Origin of the sequence: Pseudoalteromonas sp. B62 (genome assembly GCF_037162565.1) — a bacterium.
In the GTDB taxonomy this organism is placed as follows: domain Bacteria; phylum Pseudomonadota; class Gammaproteobacteria; order Enterobacterales; family Alteromonadaceae; genus Pseudoalteromonas; species Pseudoalteromonas fuliginea.
On the sequence record NZ_JARLVB010000002.1, the window covers coordinates 322,133 to 338,045 of the forward strand.

Here is a 15,913-nt window from a genome sequence, read left to right on the forward strand (position 1 = left end):
ACATTTATAGTAAGGCACAGCGCATGGCAATTAAGTTAGGTATTATTTCAGATCCTATTAGTGGATTTAACATCAAAAAAGACACCGGTTTTGCAATGATTATGCAAGCGCAAGAACGCGGCTACGAAATTTATTATATGGAGATGGATGATTTATCTCTTCGTAAAGGTAAATCTTACGCTACGGCGTCTAAAGCGCAAGTATTCAACAATGCAGAAAAATGGTACGAGCTTGAAGAAAAAGCCACTATAGCACTTGCCGACCTTGATGTAATTTTAATGCGTAAAGACCCTCCTTTTGATACTGAATACATTTACGCGACGTATATTTTAGAGCGTGCAGAACAAGAAGGTACGTTAATAATTAACAAGCCACAAAGCCTTCGCGATGCTAATGAAAAGCTATTTACAGCATGGTTTAGCGAACATACGCCAGATACCCTGGTTACACGTAGTCAAAAACAAATTCGTGAGTTTTTAGCCGAGCATAAAGACATTATTTTAAAACCACTTGATGGCATGGGTGGCGCATCTATTTTCCGCATTAGAGAAGACGACGCTAATATAGGTGTAATTTGTGAAACGTTAACCGAACACGGCAGTCGCTTTGCTATGGTGCAAAATTATATTCCTGAGATCAAACAAGGCGACAAGCGCGTATTGGTTATTGATGGCGAAGTCATTCCGTATTGTTTAGCGCGCATTCCACAAAATGGTGAAACACGCGGTAACTTAGCTGTAGGCGGTCGAGGCGAAGCGCGTCCTCTTAGCGAATCAGATTTAAAAATAGCGCAAGCTGTTGCACCAACGCTTAAAGAAAAAGGCTTAATATTTGTAGGCTTAGATATTATTGGCGATAAATTAACTGAAATTAACGTCACTGCACCAACGTGCGTGCGCGAAATTGAAGCTGCTTATGATATTTCAATTACGGGTATTTTATTTGACGCAATTGAGAAAAAACTAGGTAAATAAGCACATACCTAATCGTTACTTATAGCTTTTTCGCATTAAAAATTAATGCAGTAACTGCTGCATTAATTTTTAATGATATACATAAGCTTATTTAGTTTTAAAAACATAGGTATATGCCATACTCAAAGTCCACTAACTTAAAAGGGTGAAATCTATGCAGTCATTAGAAAATCATTTTTTAATCGCGATGCCGTCGATGCAAGACCCTTTTTTAAACGTGCCGTTACCTATATTTGTGAGCACAATGAAGATGGGGCTATGGGCTTGGTGATCAACCAACCTATTAATGTTACCGTTGGCGAACTACTGGACAAAATAGAAATAGATAATGATAAAACCCAGCAAGCTGCACAAGTTGCTGTATATGCAGGTGGCCCGGTTAAAACCGATCGAGGCTTTGTACTGCATTCTCCAAAACTGGGTTACACCTCAAGTCAAAAGCTCAGTAGTGACATTATGATCACTACATCTAAAGATGTACTCGCAAGTTTAACAACCGCACAAGCACCCGAGCAGTTTATCATTACCTTAGGTTATTCAGGTTGGGAGCAAGGTCAACTAGAGCAAGAACTGCTTGATAATAGTTGGTTAATTATAGAAGCTGATCCGAAGATCATTTTTAATACGCCCGTTGAAAAACGATGGGAAAAAGCGGTTTCAATGCTGGGCTTTGATATAAGCCAACTAAGCCCTGAAGCCGGTCACGCATAGTAATTTTAATTATTTAAAACTTAAACAAGACAAACATGACAAAAAAACGCTTAAACCGCAAGGCGAGCGAACCGTAATGGGCTTTGACTTTGGCACCAAAAATATTGGCATTGCTATTGGTCAAGAGCTCACTGGTAGTGCATCGAGCCTAAAGGCTGTAAAAGCGCAAGATGGTATTCCAAATTGGGATCATATTGCAGTACAAGTGTCGCAGTGGCAGCCCGACTTAATGGTTGTTGGTTTGCCGCTAAATATGGATGGGACTTCACAAGAAGTAACCTTTAAAGCTAAAAAGTTTGCTAACAGGCTGCATAACCATTACGGCATTCCTGTGCAAACGCAAGACGAGCGCTTAACAACAGCCGATGCTAAAGCTCGTTTATTCGAGCAAGGCGGCTATAAAAACTTGGGTAAAGGTAATGTAGATAATATGTCTGCGGTTATTATTTTAGAAAGTTTTTTTGAATCTAGTTACGGTGAATAATAAGGCCGTATAAAATATAAAAGCGCCAACTTGGCGCTTTTATATTTTTCATTTAGCATTTAGCATTTAGTAATTACTGTCTTTTCCATCTAAACCATCTATCGTTACACCTTGTAAAAAACCAGCTCCTTGTTGTTCATTATTACGTAGTTTAATCATCAAACGTAAATCATTCGGCGAGTCAGCATGGTGCAGCGCATCAGCATAGTTAATTGATTGTTGTTTATAAAGTTCAAATAATGCTTGATCAAAAGTTTGCATGCCCATTTCTTTCGATTTTGCCATCGCCTCTTTAATACCACCAATATCACCATTTTTAATGAGCTCTGCAATCATCGGCGAGTTAAGTAGTATTTCGATTGCTGCAACACGACCTTCACCATCAGAAGTAGGTAATAACTGTTGAGCAATAATAGCGCGCAAATTTAGCGCTAAATCGTATTTAAGCTTATCGTGCTTTTCTTTAGGTACTAAATGCATTATTCGATCAATAGCTTGGTTAGCATTATTAGCGTGTAGTGTAGCAACACATAAATGACCTGTTTCAGCAAAGCTAAGTGCATATTCCATGGTTTCTTGTGAGCGTATTTCACCAATCAAAATTACATCGGGTGCTTGGCGCAATGAGCTTTTGAGTGCTGATTCAAAACTTTCTGTATCAAGCCCTACTTCGCGCTGAGTAATAATACTTTTACGATGTTCGTGAACAAACTCAATAGGATCTTCAATTGTTAAAATGTGACCACGTTGATGACGATTTCTATAACCAATAAGCGCCGCTAAAGACGTTGATTTACCCGTCCCTGTACCACCCACAAATAACACAAGCCCACGCTTAGACATAATTACATCCGTTAGCGTAGAAGGCAGACCTAACTCTTCTACATCAGGTATTTGCGTAACTATTCGACGAATAACCATACCGGCTCTATCACGCTGCCAAAAGGCAGAAATACGAAAACGCCCTTCATCAGTTGCAATCGCAAAGTTGCATTCTTTAGTTGCGTGATACTCCGCTTTTTGCTTTTCGCTCATAGCAGACTCAACAAGCTCGAGCGCTTCTTCATCAGTTAACTTTTCATCACCTAAGTGGATAAGTTCGCCATTTATTTTAGCGCTTACAGGTAACCTACTTGATACAAATAAATCAGAGCCTTTTTTCTCAATCATTAACAGTAAAAAATGATTTAAAGATAACGTCATAATAGTTCCTTAACCGCCAAATTGTGTTTTGTCTTGTGCTTTTTCTTTAGCTGCAACGTTACTAACAATACCGTGATTAACTAAGTTTGTTAAACACTGATCCATTGTTTGCATACCCACGGATGCGCCAGTTTGGATAGATGAATACATTTGCGCTACTTTATCTTCACGAATTAAGTTACGAATAGCAGGCACTGCAATCATAATTTCATGTGCAGCGACTCGCCCACCACCCACTTTTTTAAGTAATGTTTGTGAAATTACTGCGCGTAATGATTCAGACAACATTGAACGGATCATTGCTTTTTCTTCACCAGGAAATACATCGATAATACGGTCAATCGTTTTTGGTGCTGAAGTGGTATGTAGCGTACCAAATACCAAGTGCCCGGTTTCGGCTGCGGTCATTGCAAGACGAATTGTTTCTAAATCACGTAGCTCACCGACTAATATCACATCAGGGTCTTCACGCAGAGCACTACGTAGCGCATTTGAGAAACTATGTGTATCGCGATGCACTTCTCGCTGGTTAATCAGACTTAATTTATTATCGTGAACAAATTCAATTGGATCTTCAATTGTTAAAATATGATGATGTTTATTTTGATTTATATAATCAACCATCGCGGCAAGTGTCGTTGATTTACCCGAGCCCGTAGGCCCTGTAACCAGAACTAGTCCTCGAGGAGTATCAGATATTTTTTTAAAAATTTCTGGCGCACCTAAATCATCAAGCGTTAACACTTCACTTGGTATGGTACGAAACACTGCTGCTGGTCCGCGATTAGAATTAAACGCATTCACACGAAAGCGTGCTAAATTAGGTACTTCAAACGAAAAATCCACTTCGAGGTTTTGTTCGTAGTCCTTGCGTTGATTATCGTTCATAATATCGTAAACCAGACTGTTTACGTCTTTATCTTCTAATGCAGGTATATTAATGCGACGAACATCACCGTCTACGCGTATCATAGGTGAAACACCCGACGATAGGTGTAAATCGGATGCTTTATGTTGCACACTAAACGCTAATAATTCGGTAATATCCATTTATGACTCCACAACTAACTGATAAATATATGGTTACAATAGCAGAACGACTCACATCCGCCTACGCTAGAATTGCAATGGCTGCAAAAAATGCACAGCGAAATAACAACGAAATAACCTTGCTGGCAGTGTCTAAAACGAAACCAAGCGAAGATATAATTGCAGCTTACAAACACGGCCAGCGCGAATTTGGTGAATCTTATGTTCAAGAGGCTATAGATAAAATAGCTCAACTACAGTCATATAGCGACATCATTTGGCATTTCATTGGCCCTATTCAATCCAATAAAAGTGCCTTAGTGGCTGCCAATTTTGACTGGGTGCAAAGCGTTGATCGCCTAAAAATAGCGAAACGATTAAACTCCCAGCGCCCAGGCGATAAAGCGCCTCTAAATGTACTTATTCAAGTAAATATAAGTAATGAGGAAGCAAAGTCAGGTTGCCACCGCGATGAAATAGATGAACTTGCCGATTATATAAACCAATGTGAGCACCTAACACTTCGAGGTTTAATGGCAATTCCTGCTAAAAGCGACAAACTGGATACACAAATTCAATCTTTTGAGCAATTGCAAACTTGCTTTGATAAACTAAAGACCCAATATCCTCAAGTAGATACTTTGTCGATGGGTATGAGTAACGATGTTGAAGCTGCCATTAGTGCAGGTTCAACCATGGTGAGGATCGGCACAGACATTTTTGGAACACGAACTTAAAAGGTGATAACAGATTTATGTCAGATAAAAAAATCGCATTTATAGGCACAGGTAATATGAGTTACGCCATTATTGGTGGCATGGTAAAAAACGGTTTTAACGCAAGTAATATTATTGCAACTAACCGCAACCAAGAAAAGCTTGCAAAGGTAGCATTTGATTTCAAGGTGCAAACCACCAGTGACAATAACGAAGCCCTGCGCGATGCTGATGTAATTGTTTTGTCTGTTAAACCACAAATGATGGGCGATTTATGTAAATCGTTTCAAGAGTCAGGCATAGACTTTAGCAATAAACTGTTTATTTCTGTTGCTGCGGGCTTAACCGTAAAACGTTTGCGCGAAATGCTAGGTAAAGACGTTAAAATGGTACGTTGCATGCCAAATACACCGTCTTTATTAGGTCGCGGAGTATCAGGTTTATATGGTGCGGGCGAAACACAAAGCGAACACGAATTTGTACAACAAGTTTTTGAATGCACTGGCATTGTGGTATGGGTTGAAGAAGAGTCACAAATAAACGATATTATTGCTGTGACCGGCTCATCACCTGCTTACTTTTTCTTGTTTATGGAAGCCATTGAAGAAAAAGCCAAAGCACTGGGCTTTAACGACGAAGACGCTCGTCGTTTAGTGCAACAAACAGCTCTTGGCGCCGCCGAAATGGCACTTAGCCAGCCTGATATTAGTATTTCGCAACTACGTTCGAACGTAACATCTAAAGGCGGTACTACTCACGCAGCTGTTGAGCACTTAAAAGATGAAGGCTTAACTAAAACCGTTGGCGATGCAATGGATGCGTGTATTGCGCGTGCAGAGCAAATGGAAAAAGAACTTTAAAACTACTTTTTATTGAAGGTTACACTATGAATGCCATGCAATTTTTAATCAGTACCTTGTTTGATTTGTTTTTAATGGTGGTATTACTGCGCTTTTGGCTGCAGTGGGCAAAAGCCGACTTTTACAACCCAATGAGCCAGTTTGTGGTTAAAGCCACTTCGTTTGCAGTAAAACCACTGCGTAAAATCATTCCTGGATTTGGTGGGCTTGATTTAGCTTCTCTGTTGCTGGCATTTATAGTCGCTGTAGCCAAAATCAGTACTTTAATGCTTGTTATATATAATGCGTGGGCAATACAGCCTGTACTTATTCAAGCACTTATAACGGTACTAAAAGAAGGCCTTAATTTAGTATTTTGGGTACTTATTATTCGCGCTATTTTAAGTTGGGTTAGCCAAGGTTATAACCCTATAGAAGCGGTTTTCCATCAGCTTACTGAACCAATGCTAAAACCAATTCGTAAAATATTGCCATCAATGGGTGGCTTAGATTTATCAGTTTTAGTACTTATTATTGGTATTCAGTTTTTGCAAATGCTGCTTATGGATTTTTTAGTCTAATATGGATTTTTTAATTAGAGGCCCAAAGGCCTCTTTTTTATATGTTTTGAGGAATACATAATGAACCGTTTAATTAAGTTTTGTTTTATTGCTTGTTTAGCATTTGCATTTAACGCGCAAAGCGAAGAAATGCAAGGCGCACAATACAAAGAGCTTAGCCCATGGCAAGTGCATTACATTGCTTTTCCTTCTACTTTTATTCAGCCAAAAATAGCAAAAGCGTATGGCCTTGAGCGAAGCGGATACAAAGGCATTGTGAATATTTCTGTTTTAAAAAATGATGCCGAAAATACAGCCCAAACAGCAAAGCTTACTGGCACAGCTAGAAACCTACTTGGCAACAAACAAACGCTTACTTTTAAAGAAGTAAAAGAAGGTGATTCAATTTATTACCTTGCCCAAGTTGATTACACCAACGAAGAGATTTTACGCTTTGAGATTGAAATACAGCAAAGTAATCAATTTCAAAAATTACAGTTTCAGCAAAAATTTTACGTAGATTAATAACATGACCAAAACTTTAGTACTTGCTACAGGTAACCCTGGCAAAGTAAAAGAGCTAGCTAATATGCTAAGCTCTCTGAATATTAATGTAGTTCCACAGAGCGACTTTAACGTAAGTGAAGTTGCCGAAACCGGTACTACCTTTGTTGAAAATGCCATTATTAAAGCGCGTCATGCCGCTAAAATTACTGGCATGCCTGCTATTGCCGATGACTCAGGTTTAGAAGTTGATGGCCTAAATGGTGCACCCGGTGTGTATTCTGCTCGCTTTGCAGGCCCAGGTGCCAGCGATCAAGATAACATTGATAAGTTACTCGTAGACTTGGGTAATAACCCTATCCGTAGTGCACGTTTTTGGTGTGTACTGGTGTTAATGCGCCACGCAGACGACCCGACTCCGCTTATTTGTAGTGCTAGTTGGGAGGGCGAAATTACGCTCACTCAAAATGGCAATGGTGGTTTTGGTTACGATCCAGTATTTTTTGTAGCAGAACAAAATTGCACCAGTGCTGAGCTAACTAAAGAGCAAAAAAATGCAGTGAGTCATCGCGGACAAGCGCTGCAAAAATTATTACTAGAACTACAGCAAAAAGGCGGCCTGTGAACCTTCCACCACTGAGCTTATATGTGCATGTGCCTTGGTGCGTGCAAAAATGCCCGTACTGCGATTTTAATAGCCACGGACAAAAAGGTGAAATACCTGAAGCTGAATATGTTCAACACTTAATTGATGACTTAAAAGCGGATTTGCACCTAGTACAAGGGCGTAAAATTCACAGTATTTTTATTGGTGGCGGCACGCCAAGCTTATTAACTGGTGCAGCTTATACCCGATTATTAAATGAAGTCGACAACCTAATTGGGCTTGAAGACAATTGCGAAATAACCCTTGAAGCCAACCCAGGTACAGTAGAAACAGGTCGCTTTAAAGATTATGTAAAAGCAGGCATTAACCGTATTTCTATTGGTGTACAAAGCATGCAAAACGACAAGTTAAAAGCACTTGGTCGGATTCATGGCAGCGACGAGGCTAATTATGCTGCGCAGCAGGCTAAAGAAGCCGGTTTAAATAGCTTTAACCTTGATTTAATGCACGGCTTACCAGGGCAAACTCTTGACGATGCACTGAGTGATTTAAAGCAAATTATAGCGCTCGATCCACCACATATATCTTGGTATCAACTAACTATTGAACCCAATACGCAGTTTGCTTCAAAACCCCCTACCTTGCCACAAGACGAAACACTGTGGGACATTCAAGAACAAGGAATAGAATTACTCAAACAAGCCGGTTACGTACAATACGAAATATCGGGTTATGCAAAACCGGGCTATCAATGCCAACATAACTTGAATTATTGGCGTTTTGGCGATTATCTTGGTATTGGCTGCGGCGCACATGGTAAGGTTACTGATGAAAATACAGGGCTTATAACGCGCACCGAAAAGGTTAAGCACCCGCGCGGTTATATGGATTTAATTAAACCGTATATGTACAAAAGCTGGCATGTAGAGCAAGACGATTTAGCATTTGAATTTTTTATGAATCGCTTTCGCCTTGTTGAGCCTTGCCCAATTAATGATTTTAATAAACTAACAACACTGCCACTGCAAAGTCAACAAAGCGCACTAAACCAAGCACTTAATAAAGGTTTATTGACTCAAACAGACAGTCATTGGCAGGTAACCTTAAAAGGTCATCGCTTTTTAAATGACCTACTAGAATTGTTCGTGTAGCGCTAAGGCACTACACGACAATATAAAGCGAATAAATATAAAACACCCTAATGGGTTTCTAACAACAAAAGGGAAAACAATGCGTAAACTTACTTTTATTGCAGCGGCTGTAAGCGTTGCACTGCTTGCTGGTTGCCAGCAAACAACACAACAATCAACTCCAGCCTCTGTTGCACAAGCAGTTCAATCACAACAAAGTGAAATCGACAAAGCGAATGCATTTTTTGAAGATACATTTAATCGCGATGTAATGAGCAGTCCTGTATATCAAACATATATGGGTATTAAGCAAGATTACGATAAGTGGGACGATGGCAGCGAAGAAAGAAAGCTTAAAGATTTAGCACAAACAAAAGCTGACCTAGTTGCATTAAAAGCAATTAATCGTGATTTATTAGATGATGCAACAAAAGTAAGTTACGACTTAAAAAAACAAGATCTTGAAAGTTCAATTGCCGACTTTAAATGGCGTTACCATAATTACCCTGTGAACCAAATGTTTGGTACGCATTCTATGATCCCTGCGTTTTTAATTAATCAGCACTCAATTAGTAATGCAAAAGAAGCTAAAGACTACATTTCACGTTTAAATGGTGTTACTGAGGTTATTGATCAGCTTATTACTGATTTAAATGTACGTGCAGAAAAAGGCATTATCGCCCCTAAATTTGTGTTCCCGCATGTTATTGATTCAAGTAAAAACATTATTCACGGTGCCCCATTCGAAAAAGGCGATGATTCTACATTGCTTGCTGATTTTAAACGTAAAGTAGCAGTGCTTGAAATTAGCCAAAACGAAAAAGACTCGTTAATCAGCGATGCATCAGATGCATTAAAATCGGCTGTTAAACCATCTTACTCTAAGCTAATTAACTACCTAGCACAGTTAGAAAAACGTGCAGATAACCGTGATGGCGCATGGAAATTACCTGATGGCGAAGCGTTTTATAACAACGCACTTAAGCGCACTACAACTACAGATTTAACGGCTAAAGAAATTCATGCAATTGGCCTGTCTGAAGTAACACGTATTCATGATGAAATGCGTGAAATTAAAGATAAAGTTGGCTTTAAAGGCGACTTAAAAGCCTTTATGCAGTTTATGAAAACTGACAAACAATTTTACTACCCTAATGATGCACAAGGTAAACAACGCTACCTTGATGAAGCAACAGGGCTTATCGATACAATGAAAACACGTTTAGATGAGCTATTCATTGTTAAACCAAAAGCTGATTTAAAAGTAAAAGCAGTTGAAGCATTCCGTGAAAAAGCAGCGGGCAAAGCATTTTACCAACAGCCAGCTCCTGATGGCTCACGCCCAGGTATTTACTACGCGAATCTTTACGATATGGAAGCTATGCCAACGTATCAAATGGAAGCGCTGGCATACCACGAAGGTATTCCGGGTCACCACATGCAAATAGCTATTTCGCAAGAACTAGAAGGCGTGCCTAAGTTTCGTAAATTTGGTGGCTACACTGCGTATATTGAAGGTTGGGGTTTATACTCAGAATTCATTCCTAAAGAAATGGGCATGTACTCAGACCCTTACTCAGATTTTGGTCGCCTTTCAATGGAGCTGTGGCGCGCATGTCGTCTAGTGGTTGATACGGGTATTCACGCAATGAAGTGGACTCGCCAAGAAGGTATTGATTACTACGTAAATAACACGCCTAATGCAACATCTGACGGTGTTAAAATGGTTGAGCGTCACATTGTAATGCCTTCACAAGCAACGGCTTATAAAGTAGGTATGCTTAAGATTTTAGAACTTCGTGAAGACGCTAAAAAGCAACTGGGTGATAAGTTTGATATTCGCCAGTTCCACGACGTTGTCCTTAAAAATGGTCCTGTACCACTTAATGTACTAGAAAACTTTGTTAATGAATGGGTAGCAAGCAAAAAGCTTAAAACCAATTTAAACAATTGCTTTAAAGATGAAAGGTCGCATTTGCGACCTTTTTTGTTTTATAGTAGCAAAAAAGACTTTGGAAATAATAATGGATTTAAGCATACAACTACTTAACGCACGTATTTCAAAGCATCAGCTAGATGAGCTTGATAACGACTTTAAACAGTTAAGCCCAGCCCAACAGACATTGCAGCTAAATCATTTATATGAAAGCACTCAGCGTATGAGCATTAAATACGACTTTATGCAAAATGTGGCAACGCGTATTTTAACTACCAATGCACCTCCAGCCGCGTTTATAAACCAATTGACAACAACAGATACGCTAACCTTTTTTACCCCAGCACTTAAAGTTAATAAAGGCTTTTTAGCGCAAGACGTGCGGGGCAATAACGCGCTGCATAATGTATTTAAACACGCCGACGATCAAAAATTACCTTTTAATTATGTGCGCTCTTTAATGCTGTTTGAATCTAACGATGATTTAGTAAAAGCGCTTGCCCAGCCAAACGATCGCGGCCTAACACCCGTAGCTTGTTACATTGCGTATGCGAATAAGCCAAGCACGCCGGTTAAACATGAGTTTTCAGCGTTATTAGCACTCATGGAAATAGAGCAAAAACAAAACCCAATGGCTAAACAGCAACTGGCAAATACACTAAAAGGCGCAGGCCTTAACGAAACTAGCATTTTACTTAGTGCTGCTTACTTGCAGCGTTCAACCGCACAGGTGGCGCATTTAATTAGAGCAATTTAGTCATCTAAATAATATTCAACACTAGTAACAACGCGTATTTTTTTGATTTGTGGAGTGTTTGAATCGCGATTACTGATACTAAATTGCCCTTGGCGAGCTGTTTTTATTTTGCCTAATTTTGAATTAGAGTCTTTAGCAAATTTATTAGCGACTTCACGCGCTTTTTCAGTTGCTCCTTGCACCATCGCAGGTTTTACATCATTGAGGCCTGTAAAAATGTATTCAACTTTTGTTTCGTAACTATCCTGCACTATTGCGATATTTTGTTTAGCAAGCTGGCTTACTTTACTCAGGGCGTTTTGTACTTTATCTGGCGCAGCAGAATAAACAATAATATTTGAGCGTATTATGTATCTAAACTTTTGATTTTCATTACTGTATTCACGTGATTGTTTATCAATAACTGACTGGCTACCTATAGTTATTTCATCGTCGTCAAAACCATGGAGTTTTAAAAAAGCAGTTACCGCATCATTTTTTTCTCAACTCGGCTGACTAATTCTTCAAGATCATTGTCGGCATCACTAAATTGCAGAGGCCAAATTACCGTATCAGCTATTACTTCTCGCTCGGCCAATCCCTTAACCTGCACAGTACGTTCCATTCCTTTCACACCCAGAGCGGTACTTTTTAAAATAAACCCTAAGCTAATTAAGCCTATACTTAAACAAATAGCCGCTATAACAATGTAAAAACCGGGTTGTTTATTCACAATAATCTCCTTGATTGATATCAATAATAAGCATCGAGACGCTCGAAATAACACAGTAAACAGGGTACATTGAGACTATAAATAACGCAAAATTTAATCAACCTAGGAAAAGCCATGAGCCTTAAGCGTATTACCCAGTTTTTTAACCCAAGCTCAGTGGCTGTTATTGGCGCCTCTAATACATCAACTCGTGCTGGTTTTGTAGTTATGCGCAACTTACTCCAAGGTGGCTTTAAAGGGCCGATAATGCCAGTTACTCCAAGCCATAGCGCAGTACATGGCGTACTTGCTTACCCCTCTATTGCTGATTTACCAAAAGTCCCCGATCTTGCTGTTATTTGTACTAATAAAAATACCTTAATTGATGTTATTGAGCAGCTTGGAGAGCTTGGCTGTAAAACGGCTATTGTTATTGCAGATGGACTTTCTGGAGAGCAAAAAAGCGCGCTTAAAGCATGTGCTCAAACCCAGCAAGTGACTTTGCTTGGACCCAATTGTTTAGGCTTGCTGATCCCTCATATTGGTTTAAATGCGAGCTTTTCACATACTGTGGCAAGCCCAGGTAAAATTGCATTTGTATCGCAATCAGCAGCAGTATGCTCAACCATTTTAGATTGGGCTAAAAACAAAGAAATTGGCTTTTCATATTTTGTCTCGGTAGGTGATTGCCTTGATATAAACTTTAATGAACTACTCGATTTTTTAGGTCGTGATGCTAAAACTAAAGCTATTTTACTCTACATAGATAACATTGAAGATATTCGTGGCTTTATATCAGCAGCAAGAGCAGCGGCCTTTAGTAAGCCTGTAATTGCGATTAAAACAGGTAAAACAACTGCGGGCGCACTTGCAGCCGAAATTCACACCGGCGCAAAGCAAAGCTCTGATGCTGTTTATGATGCGTTATTCCAACGAGCGGGTATGCTGCGTGTAAATGATTTACGAGAGCTATTTGCAGCGACACAAACACTCGCCATGCATCCAAAATTATTAAAAGTAGAACAACTGACAATTTTAACTAATGGTGGCGGCCCAGGTGTTATGGCCGTTGATGAACTTATTCAAAGCTCCGGTAAATTAGCAGAACTAAGCATTGAAACCCGAAATGCGCTAAATAAAGTCATTCCGCAATCAGAAACCACCTCAAACCCTGTGGATATTTTTGGCGACTCAGCACCTGCGCGTTATAAGCAAGCATTAGAAATTTTACTGCACGCAAAAGAAGTTAAAAACTTACTGATTATCCATACTCCCTCAGCGCTTGCGCCCAGCGAAGACTACGCCAACATTATTGTAGAAACCTTACAAACATTACCCAAAATGGCGCGCCCTTACGTTATAACTAACTTTATGGGTGAAGACGCATCTTACGCCGCCAGAAGAGTGTGCTCAAACAACGCAATACCAACTTATAGAACACCAGAGGGTGCTGTAGGCGCGTTTATGCACTTGGTAACGTATCGTCGTAACCAAAAGCATTTAACGCAAACACCTGAGTCGAACACTGATGACGCTAAAATAAATAAAGTGGCAGCTAAAGCGCTTATTAATGAGTTTTTAGATGACGGACAAAGCTACTTACCTACTCATCAGGCAAGTCAAATATTAAACCACTATGGTATTAAATGCATTCAAACTGAGGTCGCTTACACCCCAACAGAAGCCAAAGAGCAAGCCATAGAGCTTGGCTTTCCGGTCGCGTTGAAACTTATTAGTCCAAGTATTGCCTCGAAGTCTGAAGTCGGTGGTGTGGTACTTAACTTAAACGACGCCAACGAGGTTGAACAAACTGCTTTTGCAATGCTTATCCGTATTAAAAACACGTATCCGGATGCTGTTATTGAAGGGTTTTCATTACAAAAAATGGCGCCACGAGCAGGAGCAAATGAGCTGCGAATTGCGATCAAAACAGAGCCTAATTTTGGCCCTGTTATATTATTAGGTGAAGCAGGCACTGGCCTTGAATATGCACAAGCCGCCGTTGCACTGCCTCCACTAAATATGAACTTGGCAAAGTATTTAATTGCTGCAGCGCACGACAAAGGCGTATTAAAGGAGCGCATACTCCCAGAAAAGGTTGATAAGTATCGTTTATGTGCACTGCTAACACGCATTTCTCAGTTAGTAATTGATCAACCTGACATTAGCTCAATGGAACTAAATCCTATTCTTGCCAGTAATGGGCAGTTTTTAGTGCTTGATGCCACTATGACACTTAATCGCTATCAAGCTCAGAGCAATCGTAAGCGGTTATCTATTCGTCCCTACCCTATTGAACTTGTTGAAGTGGTAACACTTAAGAACAACACCCAAGCTACGCTCAGGCCGATAAAACCAGAAGATGAACAAGCTCATAAAGTATTTGACGAGTCACTTAACAAAGAAGACAGATATAAACGCTTTTTTGGCGAGCTTCCACAGTTTAACCACGATCAACTCGCTAAAATGACCCAAATTGATTACGACCGTGAAATGGCGTTTATTGTTTGCCAACGCTTTGAAGGTAAAACCCGCACTCTGGGTGTGTCTCGCGTCATTATGGATCCCGATAACCTACATGCTGAATTTGCTATTGTAGTACGCTCAGACTGCCAAGGCTTAGGGCTTGGTCGCATACTGATGAGTGCTGCAATTAATCACTGCAAACGCCAAGGTGTGGAGTCGATTGAAGGCATAACCTTACCTGAGAATACAGGGATGATTGAGCTTGCCCGTAAGCTAGGTTTTAAAATTAGCCGCGACTTTGAAGAAGGCTGTATTAACATGGTACTTAAATTTACATAATGAATAATTCGCAGACTTTAAGACAAAAACTGGCTTGCCTGTTTGAATGCACAGGCCAGTACCGCCGAGCAGGGCATATTCTTGATATTGCACTCATTAGCTTAATAATGATCAACGTTGTAGCCATCGTTATTGAATCAATCCCAAGTGTGGTAGAGCAGTATTACAACGAATTCTTAGTTTTAGAAATTGTCTCAGTCGCTATTTTTGCTATTGAGTACTTAGCCAGACTTTGGGCTTGCGTAGATAAAACACAATATGCTGCAATAAAAGGATCTAATACCAAACGTCGGCTTAGTTATTTTTTCTCCCCTTTGGCAATTGTTGATTTAATCGCGATTTTGCCGAGCTTAATGATGTTTTTATTTCCTCTCGATTTACGTTTTTTACGTGTGCTTCGACTATTAAGAGTGTTTAAACTCACACGCTACTCACGTGCCATGCAGCTACTTTTAAAAGCCTTTAACGATGAAGGTAGTTCATTAATGGCCGCTTTTTTTATTATGGCAGTGGTGCTTATTTTAGCCTCATGCGGAATTTATTTAATTGAGCACGACATACAGCCCGATAAATTTGGCTCTATTCCTGCAGCTATGTGGTGGGCAATGGCCACACTAACGACCGTTGGTTATGGTGATGTAGTACCTATAACGCCATTGGGTAAGTTTTTCGGCGGCGTTATCACACTACTGAGCATGGGTATGGTTGCGATACCAACAGGTTTACTGGCGTCTAGTTTTTCAGAACAAATACGTAAACGCCGCCAGTTTTTTGAAGATGCCGTACATGAACAAATTCAAGATGGCACTCTTAATGATACTCAACAAGAACACCTAGAAGAACTACGCTATAAATTAGGCTTGAGTAAACTAGAAGCTAATAAGGCCATTAAAACGCAGTTAAATGAGCATAATAGCCATTTGTTTTGCAGGCACTGCGGTAAAAGGCCTTAAATGAGTGCAATATT

The 15,913-nt window shown here is 39.8% G+C and carries 13 protein-coding genes and 3 pseudogenes; 13 read left to right on the forward strand and 3 right to left on the reverse strand.

Annotated features, from left to right (window positions below; genetic code table 11):
• Positions 1-23 precede the first annotated feature (23 nt).
• The 3 genes and pseudogenes from gshB (at position 24) to ruvX (ending at position 2,169) form a co-directional block, all read left to right on the forward strand.
• The gene (gene gshB / locus P4S71_RS05915; protein ID WP_337150278.1) at positions 24-974 is read left to right on the forward strand and encodes a glutathione synthase; all 951 of its coding nucleotides are present in this window, start codon (positions 24-26) and stop codon (positions 972-974) included.
• A 154-nt stretch (positions 975-1,128) separates the two neighbouring features.
• Positions 1,129-1,685, forward strand: a pseudogene (locus P4S71_RS05920) (YqgE/AlgH family protein).
• Between the two features lie 76 nt (positions 1,686-1,761).
• Positions 1,762-2,169 carry a Holliday junction resolvase RuvX gene (gene ruvX, locus P4S71_RS05925; RefSeq protein ID WP_337150279.1) on the forward strand — a complete coding sequence of 136 codons (408 nt, stop codon included), beginning with the start codon at positions 1,762-1,764 and terminating at the stop codon, positions 2,167-2,169.
• Between the two features lie 66 nt (positions 2,170-2,235).
• Here the strand turns inward: ruvX and P4S71_RS05930 are convergent, their stop codons facing one another.
• Both P4S71_RS05930 and P4S71_RS05935 read right to left on the reverse strand, forming a co-directional pair.
• Positions 2,236-3,372 (reverse strand): PilT/PilU family type 4a pilus ATPase, encoded by a 1,137-nt coding sequence (locus tag P4S71_RS05930; RefSeq protein ID WP_033040501.1) that lies wholly within the window; start codon positions 3,370-3,372, stop codon positions 2,236-2,238.
• Between the two features lie 9 nt (positions 3,373-3,381).
• Entirely contained in the window at positions 3,382-4,422 is a 1,041-nt protein-coding gene (locus tag P4S71_RS05935) for a type IV pilus twitching motility protein PilT (RefSeq protein WP_008136622.1), read from the reverse strand.
• A 2-nt stretch (positions 4,423-4,424) separates the two neighbouring features.
• Here P4S71_RS05935 and P4S71_RS05940 point away from each other — a divergent pair, with 2 nt between their 5' ends.
• From P4S71_RS05940 to P4S71_RS05975, 8 genes and pseudogenes are all read left to right on the forward strand, one after another.
• Positions 4,425-5,138, forward strand: a complete 714-nt coding sequence (locus P4S71_RS05940; RefSeq protein WP_149614638.1) for a YggS family pyridoxal phosphate-dependent enzyme — start codon at positions 4,425-4,427, stop codon at positions 5,136-5,138.
• Positions 5,139-5,155: 17 nt separating this feature from the next.
• The gene (gene proC / locus P4S71_RS05945; protein ID WP_033040506.1) at positions 5,156-5,977 is read left to right on the forward strand and encodes a pyrroline-5-carboxylate reductase; all 822 of its coding nucleotides are present in this window, start codon (positions 5,156-5,158) and stop codon (positions 5,975-5,977) included.
• Between the two features lie 26 nt (positions 5,978-6,003).
• Positions 6,004-6,537, forward strand: a complete 534-nt coding sequence (locus P4S71_RS05950) for a YggT family protein (protein ID WP_002962568.1) — start codon at positions 6,004-6,006, stop codon at positions 6,535-6,537.
• A 60-nt stretch (positions 6,538-6,597) separates the two neighbouring features.
• A complete protein-coding gene (locus P4S71_RS05955; protein ID WP_337150280.1) occupies positions 6,598-7,041 on the forward strand; it encodes a DUF4426 domain-containing protein in 444 nt (147 codons plus the stop codon).
• Between the two features lie 4 nt (positions 7,042-7,045).
• Positions 7,046-7,645, forward strand: coding sequence for an XTP/dITP diphosphatase (locus tag P4S71_RS05960; protein ID WP_337150281.1), 600 nt, complete (start codon positions 7,046-7,048; stop codon positions 7,643-7,645).
• A complete protein-coding gene (hemW, locus tag P4S71_RS05965) occupies positions 7,642-8,778 on the forward strand; it encodes a radical SAM family heme chaperone HemW (RefSeq protein ID WP_337150282.1) in 1,137 nt (378 codons plus the stop codon). The genes P4S71_RS05960 and hemW overlap by 4 nt, the downstream gene beginning before the upstream one ends.
• Before the next feature lie 79 nt (positions 8,779-8,857).
• Positions 8,858-10,687, forward strand: a pseudogene (locus P4S71_RS05970) (DUF885 domain-containing protein); the annotation flags it as partial.
• 94 nt (positions 10,688-10,781) lie between these two features.
• A complete protein-coding gene (locus tag P4S71_RS05975; protein WP_007376530.1) occupies positions 10,782-11,450 on the forward strand; it encodes a hypothetical protein in 669 nt (222 codons plus the stop codon).
• On the opposite strand, the pseudogene P4S71_RS05980 reads toward P4S71_RS05975, so the two are convergent.
• Positions 11,447-12,162 (reverse strand): annotated as a pseudogene (locus P4S71_RS05980) (SIMPL domain-containing protein). The gene P4S71_RS05975 and the pseudogene P4S71_RS05980 sit on opposite strands and share 4 nt — an antisense overlap.
• Before the next feature lie 114 nt (positions 12,163-12,276).
• Between P4S71_RS05980 and P4S71_RS05985 the strand changes: the two are divergent.
• The gene (locus P4S71_RS05985; protein ID WP_337150283.1) at positions 12,277-14,946 is read left to right on the forward strand and encodes a bifunctional acetate--CoA ligase family protein/GNAT family N-acetyltransferase; all 2,670 of its coding nucleotides are present in this window, start codon (positions 12,277-12,279) and stop codon (positions 14,944-14,946) included.
• Positions 14,946-15,899, forward strand: coding sequence for an ion transporter (locus tag P4S71_RS05990; protein WP_096793781.1), 954 nt, complete (start codon positions 14,946-14,948; stop codon positions 15,897-15,899). Before P4S71_RS05985 ends, P4S71_RS05990 begins: the two co-directional genes overlap by 1 nt.
• Positions 15,900-15,913 lie beyond the last annotated feature (14 nt).

Excerpts from the sequence above, each read along its gene's own strand:
- proC (WP_033040506.1), top strand. The coding sequence starts at position 5,156 with ATGTCAGATAAAAAAATCGCATTTATAGGCACAGGTAATATGAGTTAC.
- P4S71_RS05985 (WP_337150283.1), top strand. The coding sequence starts at position 12,277 with ATGAGCCTTAAGCGTATTACCCAGTTTTTTAACCCAAGCTCAGTGGCT.
- P4S71_RS05975 (WP_007376530.1), top strand. The coding sequence starts at position 10,782 with ATGGATTTAAGCATACAACTACTTAACGCACGTATTTCAAAGCATCAG.
- P4S71_RS05990 (WP_096793781.1), top strand. The coding sequence starts at position 14,946 with ATGAATAATTCGCAGACTTTAAGACAAAAACTGGCTTGCCTGTTTGAA.
- P4S71_RS05940 (WP_149614638.1), top strand. The coding sequence starts at position 4,425 with ATGACTCCACAACTAACTGATAAATATATGGTTACAATAGCAGAACGA.
- gshB (WP_337150278.1), top strand. The coding sequence starts at position 24 with ATGGCAATTAAGTTAGGTATTATTTCAGATCCTATTAGTGGATTTAAC.
- P4S71_RS05960 (WP_337150281.1), top strand. The coding sequence starts at position 7,046 with ATGACCAAAACTTTAGTACTTGCTACAGGTAACCCTGGCAAAGTAAAA.
- P4S71_RS05955 (WP_337150280.1), top strand. The coding sequence starts at position 6,598 with ATGAACCGTTTAATTAAGTTTTGTTTTATTGCTTGTTTAGCATTTGCA.
- P4S71_RS05930 (WP_033040501.1), bottom strand. The coding sequence starts at position 3,372 with ATGACGTTATCTTTAAATCATTTTTTACTGTTAATGATTGAGAAAAAA.
- ruvX (WP_337150279.1), top strand. The coding sequence starts at position 1,762 with ATGGGCTTTGACTTTGGCACCAAAAATATTGGCATTGCTATTGGTCAA.
- P4S71_RS05950 (WP_002962568.1), top strand. The coding sequence starts at position 6,004 with ATGAATGCCATGCAATTTTTAATCAGTACCTTGTTTGATTTGTTTTTA.
- P4S71_RS05935 (WP_008136622.1), bottom strand. The coding sequence starts at position 4,422 with ATGGATATTACCGAATTATTAGCGTTTAGTGTGCAACATAAAGCATCC.